18 protein-coding genes are annotated in these 18,632 nt (G+C 66.6%); 11 read left to right on the top strand and 7 right to left on the bottom strand.

Annotated features, from left to right (window positions below; all coding sequences use genetic code 11):
• Nucleotides 1–2: 2 nt before the first annotated feature.
• The 4 genes from AruCF_RS11490 to guaB form a co-directional block, all read right to left on the bottom strand.
• A complete protein-coding gene (locus AruCF_RS11490) occupies nt 3–2,783 on the bottom strand; it encodes a class I SAM-dependent DNA methyltransferase (RefSeq protein WP_083036706.1) in 2,781 nt (926 codons plus the stop codon).
• A gap of 58 nt (nt 2,784–2,841) precedes the next feature.
• The gene (mads1, locus tag AruCF_RS11485; RefSeq protein WP_049073347.1) at nt 2,842–3,042 is read right to left on the bottom strand and encodes a methylation-associated defense system helix-turn-helix domain-containing protein MAD1; all 201 of its coding nucleotides are present in this window, start codon (nt 3,040–3,042) and stop codon (nt 2,842–2,844) included.
• Between the two features lie 223 nt (nt 3,043–3,265).
• A complete protein-coding gene (gene guaA / locus AruCF_RS11480) occupies nt 3,266–4,858 on the bottom strand; it encodes a glutamine-hydrolyzing GMP synthase (RefSeq protein WP_049073346.1) in 1,593 nt (530 codons plus the stop codon).
• Between the two features lie 120 nt (nt 4,859–4,978).
• Nucleotides 4,979–6,439 (bottom strand): IMP dehydrogenase, encoded by a 1,461-nt coding sequence (gene guaB, locus AruCF_RS11475; protein WP_049073345.1) that lies wholly within the window; start codon nt 6,437–6,439, stop codon nt 4,979–4,981.
• A gap of 209 nt (nt 6,440–6,648) precedes the next feature.
• On the opposite strand from guaB, the gene AruCF_RS11470 reads away from it, so the two are divergent.
• From AruCF_RS11470 to AruCF_RS11455, 4 genes are all read left to right on the top strand, one after another.
• Entirely contained in the window at nt 6,649–7,269 is a 621-nt protein-coding gene (locus AruCF_RS11470) for a DUF2239 family protein (RefSeq protein WP_049073344.1), read from the top strand.
• 238 nt (nt 7,270–7,507) lie between these two features.
• Nucleotides 7,508–7,897, top strand: coding sequence for a DCC1-like thiol-disulfide oxidoreductase family protein (locus AruCF_RS11465; RefSeq protein ID WP_006387081.1), 390 nt, complete (start codon nt 7,508–7,510; stop codon nt 7,895–7,897).
• 262 nt (nt 7,898–8,159) lie between these two features.
• The gene (locus AruCF_RS11460; protein ID WP_049073343.1) at nt 8,160–9,464 is read left to right on the top strand and encodes a YcxB family protein; all 1,305 of its coding nucleotides are present in this window, start codon (nt 8,160–8,162) and stop codon (nt 9,462–9,464) included.
• Nucleotides 9,461–10,045 carry a hypothetical protein gene (locus AruCF_RS11455; RefSeq protein ID WP_049073342.1) on the top strand — a complete coding sequence of 195 codons (585 nt, stop codon included), beginning with the start codon at nt 9,461–9,463 and terminating at the stop codon, nt 10,043–10,045. The genes AruCF_RS11460 and AruCF_RS11455 overlap by 4 nt, the downstream gene beginning before the upstream one ends.
• Before the next feature lie 42 nt (nt 10,046–10,087).
• Here AruCF_RS11455 and AruCF_RS11450 read toward each other — a convergent pair whose 3' ends face one another.
• Nucleotides 10,088–10,978, bottom strand: a complete 891-nt coding sequence (locus AruCF_RS11450) for a LysR family transcriptional regulator (RefSeq protein WP_049073341.1) — start codon at nt 10,976–10,978, stop codon at nt 10,088–10,090.
• A gap of 174 nt (nt 10,979–11,152) precedes the next feature.
• Here AruCF_RS11450 and AruCF_RS11445 point away from each other — a divergent pair, with 174 nt between their 5' ends.
• A complete protein-coding gene (locus AruCF_RS11445) occupies nt 11,153–12,148 on the top strand; it encodes a Bug family tripartite tricarboxylate transporter substrate binding protein (RefSeq protein ID WP_049073340.1) in 996 nt (331 codons plus the stop codon).
• A 187-nt stretch (nt 12,149–12,335) separates the two neighbouring features.
• Nucleotides 12,336–13,301 (top strand): 2-hydroxyacid dehydrogenase, encoded by a 966-nt coding sequence (locus AruCF_RS11440; RefSeq protein WP_049073339.1) that lies wholly within the window; start codon nt 12,336–12,338, stop codon nt 13,299–13,301.
• Nucleotides 13,302–13,648: 347 nt separating this feature from the next.
• Here AruCF_RS11440 and AruCF_RS11435 read toward each other — a convergent pair whose 3' ends face one another.
• A complete protein-coding gene (locus tag AruCF_RS11435) occupies nt 13,649–13,891 on the bottom strand; it encodes a hypothetical protein (protein WP_049073338.1) in 243 nt (80 codons plus the stop codon).
• A gap of 61 nt (nt 13,892–13,952) precedes the next feature.
• On the opposite strand from AruCF_RS11435, the gene AruCF_RS11430 reads away from it, so the two are divergent.
• The 3 genes from AruCF_RS11430 (at nt 13,953) to AruCF_RS11420 (ending at nt 15,116) form a co-directional block, all read left to right on the top strand.
• Nucleotides 13,953–14,381, top strand: a complete 429-nt coding sequence (locus AruCF_RS11430; protein ID WP_174655155.1) for a GNAT family N-acetyltransferase — start codon at nt 13,953–13,955, stop codon at nt 14,379–14,381.
• A 57-nt stretch (nt 14,382–14,438) separates the two neighbouring features.
• Nucleotides 14,439–14,648 carry a DUF7661 family protein gene (locus AruCF_RS11425; RefSeq protein WP_006387073.1) on the top strand — a complete coding sequence of 70 codons (210 nt, stop codon included), beginning with the start codon at nt 14,439–14,441 and terminating at the stop codon, nt 14,646–14,648.
• Nucleotides 14,649–14,798: 150 nt separating this feature from the next.
• Nucleotides 14,799–15,116: a hypothetical protein gene (locus tag AruCF_RS11420; protein ID WP_049073336.1), complete on the top strand. Its 318-nt coding sequence runs from the start codon at nt 14,799–14,801 to the stop codon at nt 15,114–15,116.
• Nucleotides 15,117–15,174: 58 nt separating this feature from the next.
• Here AruCF_RS11420 and AruCF_RS11415 read toward each other — a convergent pair whose 3' ends face one another.
• Complete coding sequence (locus AruCF_RS11415) at nt 15,175–16,134, bottom strand: LysR family transcriptional regulator (protein WP_049073335.1); 960 nt, start codon at nt 16,132–16,134, stop codon at nt 15,175–15,177.
• Nucleotides 16,135–16,257: 123 nt separating this feature from the next.
• Between AruCF_RS11415 and dsdA the strand changes: the two genes are divergently transcribed.
• Both dsdA and AruCF_RS11405 read left to right on the top strand, forming a co-directional pair.
• Nucleotides 16,258–17,646, top strand: a complete 1,389-nt coding sequence (gene dsdA, locus AruCF_RS11410) for a D-serine ammonia-lyase (protein ID WP_049073334.1) — start codon at nt 16,258–16,260, stop codon at nt 17,644–17,646.
• Entirely contained in the window at nt 17,643–18,629 is a 987-nt protein-coding gene (locus tag AruCF_RS11405; protein WP_049073333.1) for a Bug family tripartite tricarboxylate transporter substrate binding protein, read from the top strand. The genes dsdA and AruCF_RS11405 overlap by 4 nt, the downstream gene beginning before the upstream one ends.
• Nucleotides 18,630–18,632: the final 3 nt, after the last annotated feature.

The following is an 18,632-nucleotide window of genomic DNA, read 5'->3' as shown; positions in this document are numbered from 1 at the left end:
AATTACGCTCGTTTGACTCGGCGCTGCCCGGCACCCGCTTGACCGGACATGCGTGAATAGAGCTCAAAGAGTTTTTCAAGGCGCTCCGTGTCATTCTTGAATAAGCGACCTATATAGATTCTCTCCACAACTTCATCGTTACGCTCATGTGCGCGAAGTAGATCGGTCGGCATTGCGTCAGGCGCATAGAGTTCGGCAAGAGTCTGCGGGTAGTGGCGCTCACGCGCTAGCAGGATCTCTTGTGCGCATCTGGTGAGGTCATCGATATTCTTCTCTGTCAACTTAGGCAGTGGGAAGGTATTCCAGCCGATGGTGTTCGAATACCGGAAGTCGGTTTTCATTTTTCCGCACACGGTTGCAATCCACACGAGATGAAGTCGTGACGCCAACACCGCCAAGTTCCATAGCGGCGCGTCATACAGCGCGAACAAGAGATCGCTAACGATCACGCTGCCGTCTAAAAGGTCCACAGGCAGGTATGGTCGGCGCTCGGACGAGACTTTCGCCACGACAAGCGAATGCTGCTTAGCGGTACCGGCAATTTGGACGAAGCGATGAGGCCGTGCCGCGAAGTCGCGGGTAGAACTGGCAGCACTTGATAGGCGAAAATCCCGTACTTGGTCCAACACCGTCTTCAGGTAGGGGTGTTGCTGCGCATAAGGCGCATCGTCGTCCTCAATCCACAGGCACCACCGAGGTTTTCCCTGGATCATCTGTTCAGAGCCCATGTACGGGCGAACGAAGCGTTCGAGTTCGGGGTGCTGCATCAGCACACGTGCTCGTTCCTCGCCGTCCAAAACAAATGCACCACCATCACGCGGCATGTTGCCAAACAGCATGGGCGATACAGATGAAATCGGTCGACGCTCCTGCTCCACCGAGTTGACGCGCCCCGGCACAAGGTAGGCATTGATATAGTCAACTTGCCGCTCCTGCACGGAGCCATCCTCACTCACGGAGAACAACCTTTTAATAGGTTGTGGCGTGGATGAAATACCCACGATGGCCACAGTCACACCAGCGTTATTGCTTGCGAGATTGGTCCACTTGAAGGATGTGTGCGCGAATACGATCTGGTGTCCGGTGTTAAAAATTGCAGGCCACAAAATAGGAACCTGCAAGCCTTGGCAGATTGAGTTGGTGGAAACGAAGGCAGTGGCCGCATTAGTGCGCTCGCCATATGCTGCAGCCTTCATGAACCACCCGGCAACGTAGTCCAGAGATTTCCACGCGACACCAATGCGTTCGAAGATCGCCTTAAGCTCGCCCTTCTGTTCGTCTGACTGCCACTTGCTTCCCAGATACGGCGGGTTGCCACAAATATATGTTTCGCCCCCTTCGTTCTCGAAGTCGATCTGGGCTTGGTCCAACGGCGAGCTGAACAGGTCGTCCGCCTGCAACTTCACCCCCGTTCCAGTCGGCGGGCAAACGCTCAACCAATCAAGACGCAGCGCGTTGCCGCAGGTAATCCAGTTCTCATTGCGCAGGGGCAAGAACTCGGCCAGGGCCAGCTTCTGCCCTCGGTACAGCACGTCGCACTGGTACTCGGCGATGACCAGCGCAAGGCGGGCGATCTCCGCCGGGAAGTCGCGCAGCTCAATCCCGCGAAAGTTGGTGAGCGGGATGTCAGACGCGCGATCTGGTTCGCCGCGCCGCTTGTTGATCTCTGCCTCGATGGCACGCATCTCTTTGTAGGCGATAACAAGGAAGTTACCTGAGCCGCAGGCCGGGTCGAAAACTCGGATCTTGGCGATGCGCTTGCGCAGGTTGAGCAAGGTGCGCGGGTTGTCACCCGCCTCTTCTAGCTTTGCACGCAGGTCGTCGAGAAACAGCGGGTTCAGCACCTTCAGGATGTTGGGAACACTGGTGTAGTGCATCCCCAGCTCGCCGCGCTCCTCGTCCTCGGCGACGGCCTGGATCATCGATCCGAAGATGTCCGGGTTGATCTTGGTCCAGTCCAGCCCGCCGACGTGCAGCAGGTAGGACCGGGCGATCTTGCTGAATCGCGGCACTTCGTCGCCGCCAGAGAACAACTGCCCGTTGACGTAGGGGAAATCGTCGATATTGGCCCACCGGGGCAGCCCGGCGGCCGCCCGGTCTTCACGCTTGGTATTCATGGTGCGGAACAGCGTGGCGATGACCTCGTGCGTATTGGTCGAATCCCCCGCACTCATCCGCGCGACGGTCTCGGTGAACTTGCCCCTGCCGCCAAAGATATCGGTGTCCTCGGCGAAGAAGCAGAAGATCAGCCGCGCCATGAGCTTGTTCATGTCGTGGCGGCGCTCCGCTGTGCCCCAGGCCGGGTTGTCTTTCAACAATTCAACGTACAGCCGGTTCAGCCGACTGGTGGCCCGGATGTCGAAAGCGTTTTCACTGATCTGGCGGACGGTGCTGATGCCCGCCAGCGGCAGGAAGAAGCCGAAGTGATCGGGAAAGTCCTTGAAGGCACAGGCGACGGTCTCGCCGCTGGTCAGGTCTTCGGCCTCGAAGTCCGCGCCGTCCGTAGCAAGGATGAACTTCGCCTTAGCCTTGGCCGTCGCAGGGCTGGCCTTGAGAGCGGCCAGCGTCTGCGTCACCTGCCCAGCGTCGCTAGTCAAAATGTGGATGTTGCTGGTCTGGAGAACACCGCCGAGGTCGGACTTGTTCGACGCCCCCGCACGCAGGCGCTTGATTGTCGTCGCCTTGTTGCCAAAGGCTTCAAGGAAGGCGTAGGGGAACTCTGCGGGGTCAAAGGGCTGCTCCGCAAGGTCGGTGATAGCTTGTTCGATTTCTACGGCATTCATGGGCACGCAGCCCTCCCTCTTAGCGGGGCCGCCTGGCTGCTGCTGTTATGTGGGGTACTCATGTTTTGTCCTGCGTTTTTTCGGCAATCTGCGCAGCAATCCAGCGATCCAATTCACTGCGAGGAAACCGCCAGGTGCCGCCCAGCTTGAATCCCGGTATCTCGCCCTGCTGAGCTAGCCGGTATACGGTCTTCTTCCCTGCCTTGAGATAGACCGCAACCTCATCCAGCGTGAGAATTTCATCTTCGGGTTGGTTCATGTCGGGCAGCTCAAGTGGTACCGCATAGAAAAGTCTTCCAAAGTTTGGCCAAGTTTACCATCTGGTACCCAAAGGGTTATGGATCTCAAGGCGGTGAAGGCACAGATTGGCGATGCAAAACCCTGTCAGGCAACGCCAAATCAAAGATGGAAAAAAGCCCGCAGTTGCGCGGGCTCAGACTCGCTTTTCTACTATTTTGTGCCGATCTCTGCCGGACGCGGGATCACTCCCACTCAATCGTCGCAGGCGGCTTGCTCGACACGTCATACACCACCCGATTAATCCCCCGCACCTCATTAATAATCCGCGAGGAAATCCGAGCCAGCAACGGATGCGGCAGCGGCGCCCAATCCGCCGTCATGAAGTCGAACGTCTGCACAGCCCGCAGCGCCACGACATATTCGTAGGTGCGACCATCCCCCATCACCCCCACCGACTTCACCGGCAGGAACACAGCAAAGGCTTGCGAGGTCAGCTCGTACCAGGTCAGGCCGCTGGCCTCGTCCTTGGTGTTGCGCAGTTCTTCGATGAAGATCGCGTCCGCGCGGCGCAGCAACTCGGCGTATTCATGCTTGACTTCGCCCAGGATGCGCACGCCCAGGCCCGGGCCCGGGAAGGGATGGCGGTAGACCATCTGCGGCGGCAGGCCCAGGGCCACGCCCAGTTCGCGGACTTCGTCTTTGAACAGTTCGCGCAGGGGTTCCAACAGCTTCAGGTTCAGCGTGTCCGGCAGGCCGCCGACGTTGTGGTGCGACTTGATCGAGGTGGCCTTGCCGGTCTTGGCGCCGGCCGATTCGATGACGTCGGGGTAGATGGTGCCCTGGGCCAGCCATTTGGCGCTCTTCTGCTTGCCGGCTTGTTCCTGGAACACTTCCACGAACTCGCGGCCGATGATCTTGCGCTTGGCTTCGGGATCGGCCACGCCGGACAGCTTGCCCATGAACTGGGCGGTGGCGTCGACGTGGATGATCTTGACGCCCATGTTCTCGGCGAAGGTCTGCATGACCTGCTTGCCTTCGTCCAGGCGCAACAGGCCGTGGTCGACGAACACGCACGTCAATTGATCGCCGATGGCCTTGTGGATCAGGGCCGCGGCCACCGACGAGTCGACGCCGCCGGACAGGCCGAGGATGACTTCGTCTTCACCGACCTGCTCGCGGATGCGGGCGACGGCTTCGGCGACGTAGTCGGGCATGTTCCAGTCGCCCTGGCATTCGCAGATCTCGTTGACGAAGCGGGCCAGCATGGCCTTGCCTTGCACGGTGTGCGTGACTTCGGGGTGGAACTGCACGGCGTAGAAGCGGCGATCTTCGTCGGCCATGCCGGCGATGGGGCAGGACGGCGTGGAGGCCATCAGCTTGAAGCCCGGCGGCAGCTCGGTGACCTTGTCACCGTGGCTCATCCAGACCTTGAGCATGCCGTGCCCTTCGTCCGTGGTGAAGTCTTCCAGGCCTTCCAGCAGCTTGGTGTGGCCGTGGGCGCGGACTTCGGCGTAGCCGAATTCGCGGTGGTCGGAGAAGCTGACCACGCCGCCCAGCTGTTGCGCCATGGACTGCATGCCATAACAGATGCCCAGCACGGGCACGCCCAGCTCGAACACGGCGTGCGGCACGCGCATGGAGCCTTCTTCGTAGGCCGATGCGTGGCTGCCCGACAGGATGATGCCCTTCAGGCCCTGCGCCATCTGGTCGCGGATGAAGGCATCGTCGACGTCGCCCGGGTGCACTTCGGAGTAGACGCCGGCTTCGCGCACGCGGCGGGCGATCAGTTGGGTGACTTGCGAACCGTAGTCGAGAATGAGGATGCGCTGGTGCATGGAGACTCTACCGGTAAGGAATGAAATCGCTGTAAATAAAACCGCACCGGCAGACCCGCTGACTGATTTTGCGGTTCTGCCGGTGCGTGATGCATGACATTGTAGTTGACTGTACGGGGATCAGTCGGCGCGGTAGTTGGGCGCTTCCTTGGTGATCTGTACGTCGTGCACGTGGGATTCGCGGACACCAGCGGAGGTGATTTCCACGAATTCGGCCTTGGTGCGCATGTCGTCGATGGTGGCGGCGCCGCAGTAGCCCATGGAGGCGCGGATGCCGCCGACCAGTTGGTAGATGATGGCCAGCACGCTGCCCTTGTAGGGGACGCGGCCTTCGATGCCTTCGGGGACCAGCTTGTCGGCGTTGTTGGCCGGGTCCTGGAAGTAGCGGTCGGCCGAGCCTTCCGTCATGGCGCCCAGGCTGCCCATGCCGCGGTACGACTTGTACGAACGGCCCTGGAACAGCACCACTTCGCCCGGCGCTTCTTCGGTGCCGGCGAACATGCCGCCCATCATGCAGGAGAACGCGCCGGCGGCCAGGGCCTTGGCGACGTCACCCGAGTAGCGGATGCCGCCGTCGGCGATCAGCGGCACGCCCGTGCCTTCCAGCGCCTTGGCGACTTCGGAGATCGCGTGGATCTGCGGCACGCCAACGCCAGCGACGATACGGGTGGTGCAGATCGAGCCGGGGCCGATGCCGACCTTGACGCCGTCGGCGCCATATTCCACCAGCGCGCGCGCGGCGGCGGCGGTGGCGATGTTGCCGCCGATGACTTCGACCTTGGGGTAGTTCTGCTTGACCCAGCGCACGCCTTCCAGCACGCCCTTGGAGTGGCCGTGGGCGGTATCGACGATCAGCACGTCGACGCCGGCGGCGACCAGCTTTTCAACGCGCTCTTCGGTGTTGCCACCGACGCCGACCGCGGCGCCGACGCGCAACTGGCCCTGGGCATCCTTGCTGGCCAGCGGGTGCTCGGTGTTCTTGACGATGTCCTTGACGGTGGCCAGGCCGCGCAGCTCGAAACCGTCGTTGACGATGAGCACGCGTTCCAGGCGATGCTTGTGCATCAGGGCCTGCGCTTCATCGAGCGTGGCGCCTTCCTTCATGGTGACCAGGCGTTCCTGCGGCGTCATGATGTTGCGCAGGGGCTGGTCCAGGTTCTCTTCGAAGCGCAGGTCGCGGTTGGTGACGATGCCGACCAGCTTGCGCCCTTCCACCACCGGCAGGCCCGAGATGCCATGCTGGCGCTGCAACGCAATGGCGTCGCGCACTTTCATCTGGGGGGTGACGGTGACCGGATCGATCACGATGCCGAATTCGTGGCGCTTGACGCGGGCGACTTCACGGGCCTGGGCGTCGGCGGACAGATTCTTGTGGATGATCCCGATGCCACCTTCCTGGGCCATGGCGATCGCCAGGCGGGATTCGGTGACCGTGTCCATGGCGGCGGACACAAGGGGGATGTTCAGGGAGATGTTGCGGGTGAGGCGCGTGGCCAGGGAGGTGTCGCGCGGCAACACCTCGGAATACGCAGGCACCAACAACACATCGTCGAAGGTGAGCGCTTTTTGAACGAGACGCATGGGTAACTCCGGGCGCAAAGCAAGATTATACGCCGCTGACGTGTTTTGACTAGGTGTTGACCCTAGGTCGGGACGGAATTTTTGCGACTTTTTTCAATAGGCGTTGCGACCTTGCACTATTTTTACCCGGATCATATTGACAAGCGCTTTGGCAAGCCGCACAATGCCAGTCATTAAATTTATCCGGGTAAATAAAACCCCTGTACGCCATGACCCAACCTCTCCTTCCCCATACCGCTTTCGAAGGCCACCGCCTGCTGGCGCGTGGCGCGCTTGCCGAGGTCGCCCTTGCCGTCAAGCAGGTCCATGACGGTCACGCCAACCGTCATGGCGACGGCGCGATCCTGGTGTTCGACGACCATACCGGCAAGCAGGTCGACCTGGACCTGCGCGGCGCTGACGCCGACATCCGCGCGCGCTATCAGGCGCCGGCCGATGCCGCGCCCGCGCCCGCCGAGGAAGCGGACGGCGCCGACGCCGCCCCGCGCGGGCGCGGACGGCCCAAGCTGGGCGTGGTGCCACGCGAGGTGACGCTGCTGCCGCGCCACTGGGACTGGCTGGCGGCGCAGCCGGGCGGCGCGTCGGTGGCGCTGCGCAAACTGGTGGAACAGGCGCGCCGCGACAACGAGGCGCGCGACCAGCGGCGCCAGCGGCAGGAAGCGGCGTATCACTTCATGTCGAGCATGGGCGGCAACCTGCCGGGCTTCGAGGAGGCCACGCGGGCGCTGTATGCCGATGATCGCGCGGGTTTCACGCGGCAGGTGGCCGCATGGCCGGCGGACGTGCGCGATTACGCCATGGCGCTGGCGTGGGCGGATGAGCAGGCCTGAGCGGCAGGCTGCGCATCGCGGCGCGCGATCCCAGCGGCCTGTTCCTGCGCCCTATCCCTACGCGCATGCCTGCGACCCACACACCTCCCCACCATGACTGCGGGCCGTCACCGCGCCGCATGGCTGCGCGCGCCGCTGGCGCATGGCGGCGCGCGAGTCATGCGCCGCTTCCAATCGTGCGTCGGCGGCATCCCGGCACCCCAAGCAAGCGACGCCCGCCGCTGGTAAGCTGTACGTCATGGATACGGATACCGCGCCCCGCAACTTCCTGCTGTACGACGGCGACTGCCCGTTCTGCACCAACTACGTGCGGATGGTGCAGTTGCGCAAGGCCGTCGGCCCGGTCGAATTGCTCGACATGCGCCAGCATCCCGAACTGGTGGCGTATTTCCGCGACCGTGGCTATGACCTGAACGACGGCATGCTGCTGCGGCTGGAGGGGCACATCTACTGGGGCGCCGATTGCATCAACCGGCTGGCGCTGCTCAGTTCCGACAGCGACCTGTTCAACCAGATCAATGCGGCCATCTTCCGCCGCCCATGCCTGTCGGCGGCGCTGTATCCCTTCATGAGCCGTGGCCGCGCGCTGACGCTGGCGCTGCTGGGCAAGAAGAAGATGCCGGCCTGACAGCGGCGGCGCGCGCTTGGTCGCGCGCCTTGCCTCGCGTTGCCTTGCCTCGCGTTGCCCTGCCTCGCGTTGCCTTGCCTCGCGTTGCCTTGCCTCGCGTTGCCTCGCCTCCTCGCCTCGCCCTGCCTCATCGCGCCCTGCCTCATCGCGCCCTGCCTCTCCCCGCCGCGCCTCTCCCCGTCCCGCCTAGCCTAGTTCCGTCTCGGCTCGTCTCGCCCCGCAGCAATGCTAAATTGCGGATCACCCCCTTGACGGAGACCCCATGCCCGAGCCGAGCACCGCTGCCGACGGCACGCTGACGCCGCCCGTTGCGCCCCCGAACGACGCGCCCGGCGCGATGCCGGCCGACGGTTTCTCGCTGACCGCGCCGATCACGCTGCAGGACCGCATCGCGGCCGCGCTGTTCAGCTACGCGGACATGTTCGGGGCCGCCCGGCGGCGCGCGCTGTACCTCCTGGCGTGGGTGGTGCTGGCGCTGTTGGGGATGCTGGGGTTCTCTTCCTGGCGCGATAGCGGCGAGCAGGGCTTCGGCCCGTTCCTCTCGCGCTTCTTTCACGACCTGTCCGGCCTGGACGGCGTGCCCATCCTGGTCGTGGCCATCCCGGTGCTGATCTACTACTTCCGCCATCCGGCGATCGTGCGCGGGCGCCTGGCGCGCTGGTGCCGCGACGAAGGGCTCGACCAGACCATCCACCCGCTCTATTGCTTTCAGCCTGGCGGGCTTACCGTCACCCTGCCGGGACGCAAGACGGCCATGGCGTGCTCGCGCATCCAGGGGCTTGCCGAGGCGCCCGGCCACCTGTTCATCCAGTTGCGCAACATCGAGGACGTGTACGCCCTGCCGCGACAGGCGCTATCCGACGAGCAGGTGGCGCGCATCAAGGCGTGGGCCGCATCCTGCCACGCCGGCGCTCCGGACGCGACGCAGCACCCGCCGCAAGCGCGGCAGGCGCCCGAGGCCGCGGCGCCGCTGCTGACGACGCGCTTCCTGCTGAACCAGGAAGACCGGGCCGCCGCGATCTCGTGGCAGATCGAACGTCCCGGCATGCGGCGGCGCCGCCGGCGCGGTTTCCTGCTGGCCTTCGCGCTGACCGCCCTGCTGGTGCCGCTGATATTCGTGCTGCTGTGGCTGCTGGATCCCGAGCGGGTGCCGCTGCGCTATGCCTGGCCGCTGTTCGGCGAGATGTTCACGGACAGTTTCTGGAAGATCACGCCGGGGTTCTGGGCCATCCTGGCCGTCATCATCCTGCTGCATCCCTGGTCCCGGCGCCGCCACGCGTACAAGCTGGCCGGGCAGATGCACCGGCGCATGCCGGCCGAGGAACACGAGGCGCGGCTGTATGACGATCGGCTCGAGGTCTGGCAGGACGGTTGGGTCAACAGCTTCGCGACGGCCGGCTTCGACCGGGTCGAGCGGCAAGGCGAACACCTGATCCTGATGCGGCGGGAGGGCGAACCGCTGATCCTGCCCCGACGCGCGCTGGACGCGGAGCAGTTGGCGCTGTTCGAACGCACCCTCACGGGCGGCGCGGGCGGCGATCATCGCCAGCGCGGGGGTACGCCATGAGCGGGCCGGCCTTGATCCGCCTGGCGGCCCTGTGCGCGGCGCTTGGCGCGCTGGCGCCGGCCGCTTCCGCCGGCACCCTCGATCTGCCGCATGGCCTGTCGGTGCAGCTGCCAGAGGGCTGGGTGGTGGACGGCTCGCCACAAGGCGAGGTCTCGCGCAGCGGCATGCGGCGCGTGCAACTGGTCTGCGAAAGCGAGGCCTGCGAACAGACGCAGGAAACCTGCACCCTGCTGATGCAAGCCAAGCCGCTCGAAGGCGACGACGATGACGCCCGCTTGCAAGCGCTTTACGCCTCGCCGCTCAAGCGCTATTTCCGGTTGCGCGCGGTGCTGCGCGCGACCAGTCCCGATGCCGATATCCGCCAGCCGCTGGAGCGGGTGCGGATCGGCGATCGGGATTGGTACCGGGTCGAGACCGATGCGCGGCACCAGTACCGGTCGGGCGTGTTTGCCGAGACGGTGGTCGACGGCCTGTACGTCGGCGCGATCTGCAAGTCGTGCGAGACCGGCGAACAGCGCCACCGGGACGGACTGCGGATCATCGAGAGCCTGAAGTGGGATGCGAACGCCATGTCGCGTTGAACGGCGGCGACACGCCGGGCGCGCCCCCGGCTGTCGCTCCCTTCAGGGCGCGGGGGGCAGCACCTCGGCCACCTGCCGCAGGAAGGCCTCCAACGCCGGGTTGTCGTGCTGCGCATGCCAGGCCAGGTACATATCGGCATACAGGTCGCGCTGGCCCAGCGACCGGAACTCCACCCCCTCCAGGCGCAGCTCGCGCGCCGAATCGGGCACGATGCCCACGCCCAGTCCGGCCCGCACCAGCGCCAGCAAGGTATGCGTCTGGCTGGCGCGCTGCACGTAGTCGGGCTGCACGTCGGCCAATCCGAATGCGCCGACGATGCGGTCATAGAAGTATTTGCCTTCGCGCGGCGAATACAGCACGAAGGGCTGGCCCTGCAGCAGCCGCAGCGGCACCACCTCCTGTTCGCACAGCGGTGAATCCGCCGGCAGCGCCAGCACCAGCGGCTCGCGCTCGATCAGGCGGGCCTCGATGCCGGCCTGCTGCGGCACGCTGCGCGCCAGGATCGCGTCCAGTTCCCGCGCCAGCAGCAGGCGCGACAGGTCGGTGCTGACGGTTTCACGCAACTGGATCTCCACGCCCGGCAGCCGCTTGCGGGCCCGCATGATGAGCGATGGCATCAGACGGTACGAGGCCACCGCCGTGAAGCCCAGCGTGATGTGGCCGGCGTCGCCGCCGGCGGTGCGGCGGGCGCTGGCGGTGGCGCGGGCCGAGTATTCCAGCAGGTGGCGCGCGTCGCGCAGGAAGCGGCGGCCGGCGGCGCTCAGTTCGACCTGGCGGCTGCTGCGCTCGAACAGGGTCACGCCCAGGTCCTGCTCCAGCAATTGGATCTGGCGCGACAGCGGCGGCTGCGTCATGCACAGGCGCTGGGCGGCGCGGCCGAAGTGCAGCTCCTCGGCCACGGCGATGAAGCATTCGAGCTGGCGGAATTCCATCGATTCAATCCTTGAATTGATCAATGCTATTTATAGCTCGAATAGTCATCCATCGGCCGGCGTTCCTATACTCGGCCGCAGCACCGGGGCGCGTTTTTCCGCCCCGCGAAAGGAGTGCCATCGCAGCATCGACTTTCCGCGGCCCGCGCCGCTCACTACTACAAAGAGAAGACCATGGAGACACGCAATTCCGCACGCCCGCGCCGCCGCTTCCTTGCCGCGGCCCTGGCCCTGGCCGCCTGTGGCGCCCTGCCCGCCGCGGCGCAGGCCGCGCCGTTCCCGGACCGCCCGATCAACCTGATCGTGCCGTTCTCGCCGGGCGGCGGCACCGACATTTCGGCGCGCCTGCTGGCGGCGGCGCTGGGCGACAAGCTGGCGGCATCGGTGGTGGTGGACAACCGCCCCGGCGCCGGCGGGCAGATCGCCGCCGATCTGGTGGCGCGCGCCAACCCCGACGGCTACACGCTGCTGTTCGCCAATTCGGGCATGCTGGCGATCAATCCGTGGATCTACAAGCTGCATTCCGATCCGGCCACCGCGTTCGCGCCGGTATCGCTGTTCTCGGACCTGCCGTTCGTGCTGGTGGTGCCCACCACCCTGCCCGCCAAGAACGTGAAGGACCTGGTGACGCTGGCGCGCGCGCAACCTGGCAAGCACACCTTCGCCAGTTCCGGCACCGGCGGCGCGCCGCACCTGTCGGGCGAGATCTTCCAGCAGGCCACCGGCACCGACCTGATGCACGTGCCCTACAAGGGCGGCGGCCCGGCCATGACCGACCTGATGGCGGGCCGCGTCGACATGCTGTTCGCATCGGTGCTGGAGACCATTCCGTACGTCAACTCCGGCAAGCTGCGCGCGCTGGCGGTGACTGGCGCGACGCGTTCGCCCGCCCTGCCCGACGTGCCGACCATCGACGAGGCCGGCGTCAGGAACGCGCAGACCGGCTCATGGACGGCGGTGCTAGCGCCGGCGGGCACGCCGCAGGCGGTGATCGACAAGCTGTCGGCCGCGATCCGCGAAGTGGCCAGCGACCCGACGATGCAGGCCAAGCTCGAATCGCAGGGCGCGCTGGCGCACGGTTCGACGCCGCAGGAACTGCAGGCGCTGGCGGCCAGCGAACGCGCGCGCTACGGGGAGATCATCAAGACACGGCATATCCAGACCCAATGATCGGGCGGGCGAAGCGACCGCCCACGATGCGATGACGCGCCCCGAGGGCGCTGCGTTGCGCACCGCCCATTTTTTTGTCCCCAGTCCGTCCCGGCGCAGACGGCTTTCCTCTTCGGTCGTCCCGCCGCCGCCCCTTTTCTTGCGAATCCCGCGCCCGCGGGTCGCTGCAACAACCATGACACCCGACATGACCACGACTGCTTCCCAGCCCCTCGCCGACCTACTGATGGTGGGCCCCTTGCTGCCCGAACTGACCGCCGAACTGGAGTCGCGCTACCGCGTGCACCGCTGGTGGCAAAGCCCCGACCAGGCGGCGCTGCTGCGCGACCACGGCGCGGCGATCCGCGGCATCGCCACCAGCGGCCGCTTCGGCGCATCGCGCGAGCTGATCGACGCGCTGCCGGCGCTGGAAGGCGTATTCAGTTTCGGGGTGGGCTACGACACCATCGACCTGGCGGCGGCGCAGGCGCGCGACGTGCGGGTCACCAACACACCGGGCGTGCTCGATGCCTGCGTGGCGGACACCGCGCTGGCGCTGATGCTGGCGGCCTCGCGGCGCATCGCCGAGGCCGACCGCTTCGTGCGCGCCGGCCGCTGGCCGCAAGAAGGCTTCGGCCTGGGCACGCGCATGAGCGGCAAGCGCTGCGGCATCGTCGGGCTGGGCAATATCGGCCTGCAGATCGCGCGGCGCGCCGAAGCATTTGAGATGCCCATCCTGTACACCAACCGCAAGCCGCGCGCGGACGCGCCGACGCACTACCGTTATTGCCCGGACATCACGACGCTGGCGGCCGAGTGCGATTTCCTGGTGCTGGCAGTGCCGGGCGGCGGCGCCACGCGCCACCTGGTCAATGGTGAGGTGTTGCGGGCGCTGGGCCCGCGCGGCTGGCTGATCAACATCGCGCGCGGCACGGTGGTCGACGAAGCCGCGCTGGTCCAGGCGCTGCAAAGCGGCGCCATCGCCGGCGCGGGCCTGGACGTGTTCGAGCATGAACCGGCCACGCCGGCCGCCTTGAACGCGATTGACAACGTGGTGATGCTGCCGCACATCGCCAGCGGCACGCACGAGACCCGGCGGGCCATGGCGGACCTGATGCTGGCCAACCTGGATGGCTGGTTCCGCGACGGCAAGACGGTGACGCGGGTGGTTTGAGACGATGGGCCGCGGCGAGCGAACGAGGTAGCGATGCCGCCCGCTCCGCGGGAACGCCCTCGAATGGGGCATTATTTGAGGAAATCGGCCATTAAGCGTCCATCTTATGGACACCACATCTTGTTATTTATCTCATACATGATAAATTTCTCACCGCACTGGCTCGTGCCGGCGAGCTGTTGTGCTTGTTGTTGTAATTTTTTCCGGCCTTCGGGCCGGATTTTTTTCTCTGCGCGCCTGGCCAACGGGCGGCGTGCCCGCCACGGGCACCCTTGGCGAGACGGCATTTCGCCGCCATTACGGCGCCATCTTCCGCCATCGACCCGCATCCGCCGCGATTGCCCGCGTCACGCATCGATCGTGATGGATAGCCCATCGGCGCGCGCCACGATCGACCGCACCCGGATCGTCCAACCGGCGTTGATGGCCTCTTCCTGATCCTCGAACACGCCGTATTCGGTCACCGCCACCGCGCCATGCAGGATGCGGCCGTCGGGCGCCGGCCCCCGCACCTCGATGACCGGCACGTAGCCGTCCTGCACCTTCAACGCGCCACGCGTGATCTGAAATCCGTTCAATGTTTCTTCCATGGCCGCTCCTCTTTTTGGGGCCGGGTCATGGTAGCCTGCCGCCAAACTATCTGGAGACATCATGGTGATCTGCAACAGAATCGAGCCGTCCGCCTGGGCCCAGGCCTTTCCCCTGATCCGCCAATTGCGCACCGCCCTCGATGAAGCCGAATTCCTGCAGCGCGTGCGGCGGCAATCGCATGGCGGCTACGAACTGGTCGGCGCCTACCGCGACGGCAGGCTGATCGGCGTGATGGGCATGCGGCCCGTGCACACGCTGGCGCGCGGTCCGCACCTGCATGTGGACGATCTGGTGGTCGACGAGGCGGTGCGAGGCAGCGGCGCCGGCCGCGCGCTGATGGCCTACGCCGAGGCGGATGCCCGCGCTCGCGGGATGGGGGCGGTGTTCCTGGATGCCCGGCCCGACGCGATTCCATTCTATGAACGCGAGCAATACACGCTGCATGCGGCGCCGTCGATGAAGAAGCTCATCGGCCCGGCGACTGCCTGAGCGCGGCACGAGCCGGGCCGCCACGCGCGCCACCATCGAGATCCCGCCACGCCGATCATGCGATTCGACATCTACCGCCGCCTGCAACTGGACATCGAGCGCGAAGCTGGCCAATGGGCCGTCTACCAGTCCGTGGCGGGCAAGCGCGTGCGCGCTGGCGAGATCGTCATTCCGGCGGATGTCGCGGAAGACGAATTGGCGGCGTACCTGGACGACCTGTATCACGAGATGGCGCGGCCGGGCGACAGCGTGACACGGGTCGCCTGAGCGCGTGGCGCTGGTGGCCGCCAATGGCCGTTGCTGGCCGTGGGCGCGGGATGCGCGCGGGACTGGCCAGGGAACAGGCCTTTTCGGAACTGGCCGCGGCGCTGGCGCGGGAGTATCGTGAAAACCAGCCCTTCGCGCCTGGAGCCCGCCATGTCCGACGACACCCCCGCCATCGAGGCCAGCGCCTCGCAATTGGGCAACCTGACGCAGTTCCTGATCTGGGTTGCCGAGCGCCCTCGCACCTATGCCGACATCATGGAGGCGTGGCGCACTTCGTGTCCGCGCCTGTCGGCCTGGGAAGACGCCACCAGCAACGGCCTGGTGGACCTGGCGCGCCGATCTGCCGGCGACGCCGGGACCGCCGTGGCCACGCTGACGCCCAAGGGCCGCGCCTGGCTGGCCGCGCGCCAGGCCGGCATGATCGCGACGCCGCGCCAAGGCGCTGGTGTCGCGCCGCTTTCGCACTAACTGCGCGGGCGTCGTACCGCTCTCCCAATAAAGGCGCGGGCGCCGCGCCCCGCTTCCGCTAAGGCGCGGGCGTCGCGCCGCTCTCCCGCCAACGCGCCGGCGCCGCGCCGCCGTCCGCTTGCAGTTGCGCGCGCAGGCTGGCGATGAAGGCCTTGGCCGCCTCGGGCAGCACGCGTCCGGCCAGCGTCTGCACCTCGAAGTGGCGTTCGTTCATTTCGCGGTCGCGCAGCGGCAGGGCCACCACCTGCCCGGCGCGCAGGCGATATCGGATCGCCAGTTCGCCGCAGAACGCCACGCCGCCGCCCGCGCCCGCGAACGCCACCAGCGCGTCGACGCTGCGGCTGGAGAACATCGGTTCGCATGACAACTGCTGGCGGCTGCAGCTGATGTCGATCAGTTGCCGCAGCGTCGAATCGGCATCGGGCAAGGCCAGCGGATAGGCCATCAACTGGGCCAGCGATACCTCGGACCGGCCCGCCAGCGGATGGTCGGGCGCCACCACCGCGCGCACCGGCGCCGGCATGCGTAGCTCGACCCGTACGTCATGGTGCGAGGTCAGGCTGAGCGTGACGCCGATATCGGCCGTGCCGTCCCGCACCCGGACGGGCACCTCGCGTTGCGAGCACACGTCCAGCGAAAAACGGATGCCGGCGTATTGCCGGCGGAAAACGGCGATGGCGGCCGGCAGGAAGTCATGCGCGAAGCCTTCGGTGCAGACCACCCGCACCAGCCCCTGGCGCAAGCCACGCAGGCCCATGATCTCGCCGGCAACGCGCTCCACGTCCTGGTGCGCGCGCTTGGCGTGGGCGGCCAGCAGTTCGCCGGCGGCGTTGAGCGCCATGCCGCGCGAGCGGCGCTCGAACAGCAGGGTGCCCAATTCGCGTTCGAGCCGGGCGATCTGGCGGCTGACCGCCGACGGCGCCACGTCCAGCCGCTCCGCCGCGACGCTGACGGAGCCGCAGCGCGCCACTTCCAGGAAGTAGCGCACGGCCATTTCCTGCAGAATTTGCGGGTTCATCGGGTTTGCCCTTGGTTTGCGTAAAACGCAATGAATGATTCTAGCAATTCATATTGCCGCAATACGGAGCCCCCGCCTAGGATGTGACCGTTGCATGACGCTCCCTCTATGGAACACGCAGGCATGACCCCGTCCCAGGCTTCCGTTCCCGCTTTTTCATTGCAGGCGTTGCGCGCGGCGCAACCGCTGCTGTGGACCCGCCCCGATGGCGGCGCGGCCGACACCGGCGTCCCCTTCGGCCTGGCCGACGTGCAGGCGGCCCACGACCGCTTCACGCGCTTCGCGCCGTTGCTGGCGCAGTTGTTCCCCGAACTGGAAGCCTCGGCCGGCGTGATCGAGTCGCCGCTGCGCCAGGCCGCCGCCATGCAGCAGGCGCTGGGCCTGGCGCCGGATGGCGGACGCCTGTGGATCAAGGCCGACCACGCGTTGCCGGTGGCCGGTTCGATCAAGGCGCGTGGCGGCATTCATGAGGTGCTGGAGTTCGCCGAGAAGCTGGCGTGGGCGCAAGGCCTGGTCGCGCCCGGCGATGACTACCGCAAGCTCGCCACGCCCGCGGCCCGCGCCTGTTTCGCGCAATACCAGGTGGCCGTCGGATCGACCGGCAACCTGGGCCTGTCGATCGGCGTGATCGCTTCGGCGCTGGGTTTTCGCGCCGCCGTGCACATGTCGGCCGACGCCAAGGAATGGAAGAAGGCGCGCCTGCGCGCCCGGGGCGTCGAGGTGGTGGAACACCCCGGCGACTACGAAAAGGCCGTGGCCGCCGGCCGCCGCCAGGTCCAGGCCGATGCGCGCGGCTACTTCGTCGACGACGAGCGCTCGCCCTCGCTGTTCCTGGGCTACGCGGCGGCGGCGTTGCGGCTGCGCGACCAGATCGCGCAGGCCGGTATCGTGGTCGATGCCGAGCATCCGCTGTTCGTCTACCTGCCCTGCGGCGTGGGCGGCGCGCCCGGCGGCATCGCCTTCGGCCTGTCGCTGCTGTACGGCGCGCACGCGCACTGCTTCTTCGCCGAACCGGTGCAGTCGCCTTGCTTCTTGCTGCGCATGATGGCCGGCCATGGCCAGTTGCCCGGCGTGCCGGTGCCGCCGTCGGTCTACGACATCGGCCTGACCAACCAGACCGAGGCCGACGGCCTGGCGGTGCCGCGCGCCTCCGACCTGGCGTATGCCGCCGTCGGCCAGTCGCTGGCCGGCGTCTACACCGTCGCCGACGACGCCCTGTACGGCGATCTGGCGCGGCTGCATGACAGCGAGGGCCTGCGCATCGAGCCGTCGGCGGCGGCCGGGTTTTCCGGGCCGCGCCACTTGCTGGACAGCCCGGCCGGGCAGCAGTGGCTGCGCCAGCGCGGTCTGCTGCCGCATCTGACGCGCGCCACGCATCTGGCCTGGACCACCGGCGGGCTGTATGTGCCGGCCGAAGAGTACGACCGATTCCTGAGCCGCGGGCAACGACTCGCGGCCGCCCCCCAGGCGCCGACCGACGCGCCGTCCTTCCACCTCTCTCGTCGAGCATGAACATGAAGACTGCCTTGATTGCCCTTGGTGTCACCCTGGCTGGCGCCCTTGCCGCCCCCGCCCCAGCCAGCGCCCAGGCCGGCTATCCGACCCGCCCCATCACGCTGGTGGTGCCATTTCCGCCCGGCGGCGCGACCGACGTGCTCGGCCGCGTCATCGCGCAGAAGCTCGGCCAGGAACTGGGCCAGACGGTGGTGGTGGAGAACCGCGCGGGCGCCGGCACCGCGATCGGCGCCGGCTACGTCGCCAAGGCCGCGCCTGATGGCTACACGCTGCTGGTCAGCTCGGGCACCACCTTCACGGTCAACCCCGCGATCCAGGCCAAGCTGCCGTATGACCCGGTCAAGAGCTTCGAGCCGCTCGGCATCGTGGGCCGCACCGGGCTGGCCTTGCTGGCCAATCCGCAAGTGCCGGTCAAGGACTTGAAGGAACTGGTGGCCTACGCCAAGGCGCGCGAGAAGGAACCGCCCGCCTACGGCTCGTTCGGCGCCGGCACCACCGCGCATTTCGTCGGCGAGGCCTTCCTGGCCGCCGCCGGCATCAAGATGATCCACGTCCCCTACAAGGGCAGCGCGCCGGCCATGACCGACCTGATCGGCGGCCAGATTCCGTTCTCGGTCGACACCGTGGCGGCCGCGCTGCCGCAGAGCAAGCTGGGCAAGGTGCGCGTGCTGGCGGTGTCGGCCCCGACCCGCTCGGCCTTCCTGCCTGACGTGCCGACCTTCGCCGAACAGGGCTATCCGTCGGTGGCCATGGACACCTGGCTGATGTTCACCGCGCCGCGCGGCCTGCCAGCGGACGTCAAGGCCAAACTGGAAACCGCCCTGCGCGCCACGGTCGAATCGCCCGACGTGCGCAAGAGCCTGGAAGCCCAAGGCTTCGAGGCGGCCTTCTCCAGCGCCGCCGAGGGCGAAGCGCTGATCCAGAAGGAACTGCCGCAGATGCGCGACGTCGCGCAGCGCGCCAACATCAAGATCGATTGAAGG

Origin of the sequence: Achromobacter ruhlandii, assembly GCF_002082135.1 — a bacterium.
GTDB lineage: Bacteria > Pseudomonadota > Gammaproteobacteria > Burkholderiales > Burkholderiaceae_B > Achromobacter > Achromobacter ruhlandii.
The sequence above is the reverse complement of the archived record's forward strand: the minus strand, read 5'-3'. Positions and strand labels throughout refer to the sequence as shown.

Excerpts from the sequence above, each read along its gene's own strand:
- AruCF_RS11490 (WP_083036706.1), bottom strand. The coding sequence starts at position 2,783 with ATGAATGCCGTAGAAATCGAACAAGCTATCACCGACCTTGCGGAGCAG.
- mads1 (WP_049073347.1), bottom strand. The coding sequence starts at position 3,042 with ATGAACCAACCCGAAGATGAAATTCTCACGCTGGATGAGGTTGCGGTC.
- AruCF_RS11450 (WP_049073341.1), bottom strand. The coding sequence starts at position 10,978 with ATGGAATTCCGCCAGCTCGAATGCTTCATCGCCGTGGCCGAGGAGCTG.
- guaA (WP_049073346.1), bottom strand. The coding sequence starts at position 4,858 with ATGCACCAGCGCATCCTCATTCTCGACTACGGTTCGCAAGTCACCCAA.
- AruCF_RS11440 (WP_049073339.1), top strand. The coding sequence starts at position 12,336 with ATGACCACGACTGCTTCCCAGCCCCTCGCCGACCTACTGATGGTGGGC.
- AruCF_RS11425 (WP_006387073.1), top strand. The coding sequence starts at position 14,439 with ATGCGATTCGACATCTACCGCCGCCTGCAACTGGACATCGAGCGCGAA.
- AruCF_RS11455 (WP_049073342.1), top strand. The coding sequence starts at position 9,461 with ATGAGCGGGCCGGCCTTGATCCGCCTGGCGGCCCTGTGCGCGGCGCTT.
- AruCF_RS11405 (WP_049073333.1), top strand. The coding sequence starts at position 17,643 with ATGAACATGAAGACTGCCTTGATTGCCCTTGGTGTCACCCTGGCTGGC.
- guaB (WP_049073345.1), bottom strand. The coding sequence starts at position 6,439 with ATGCGTCTCGTTCAAAAAGCGCTCACCTTCGACGATGTGTTGTTGGTG.
- AruCF_RS11470 (WP_049073344.1), top strand. The coding sequence starts at position 6,649 with ATGACCCAACCTCTCCTTCCCCATACCGCTTTCGAAGGCCACCGCCTG.
- AruCF_RS11415 (WP_049073335.1), bottom strand. The coding sequence starts at position 16,134 with ATGAACCCGCAAATTCTGCAGGAAATGGCCGTGCGCTACTTCCTGGAA.
- dsdA (WP_049073334.1), top strand. The coding sequence starts at position 16,258 with ATGACCCCGTCCCAGGCTTCCGTTCCCGCTTTTTCATTGCAGGCGTTG.
- AruCF_RS11445 (WP_049073340.1), top strand. The coding sequence starts at position 11,153 with ATGGAGACACGCAATTCCGCACGCCCGCGCCGCCGCTTCCTTGCCGCG.
- AruCF_RS11465 (WP_006387081.1), top strand. The coding sequence starts at position 7,508 with ATGGATACGGATACCGCGCCCCGCAACTTCCTGCTGTACGACGGCGAC.
- AruCF_RS11420 (WP_049073336.1), top strand. The coding sequence starts at position 14,799 with ATGTCCGACGACACCCCCGCCATCGAGGCCAGCGCCTCGCAATTGGGC.
- AruCF_RS11430 (WP_174655155.1), top strand. The coding sequence starts at position 13,953 with ATGGTGATCTGCAACAGAATCGAGCCGTCCGCCTGGGCCCAGGCCTTT.
- AruCF_RS11460 (WP_049073343.1), top strand. The coding sequence starts at position 8,160 with ATGCCCGAGCCGAGCACCGCTGCCGACGGCACGCTGACGCCGCCCGTT.
- AruCF_RS11435 (WP_049073338.1), bottom strand. The coding sequence starts at position 13,891 with ATGGAAGAAACATTGAACGGATTTCAGATCACGCGTGGCGCGTTGAAG.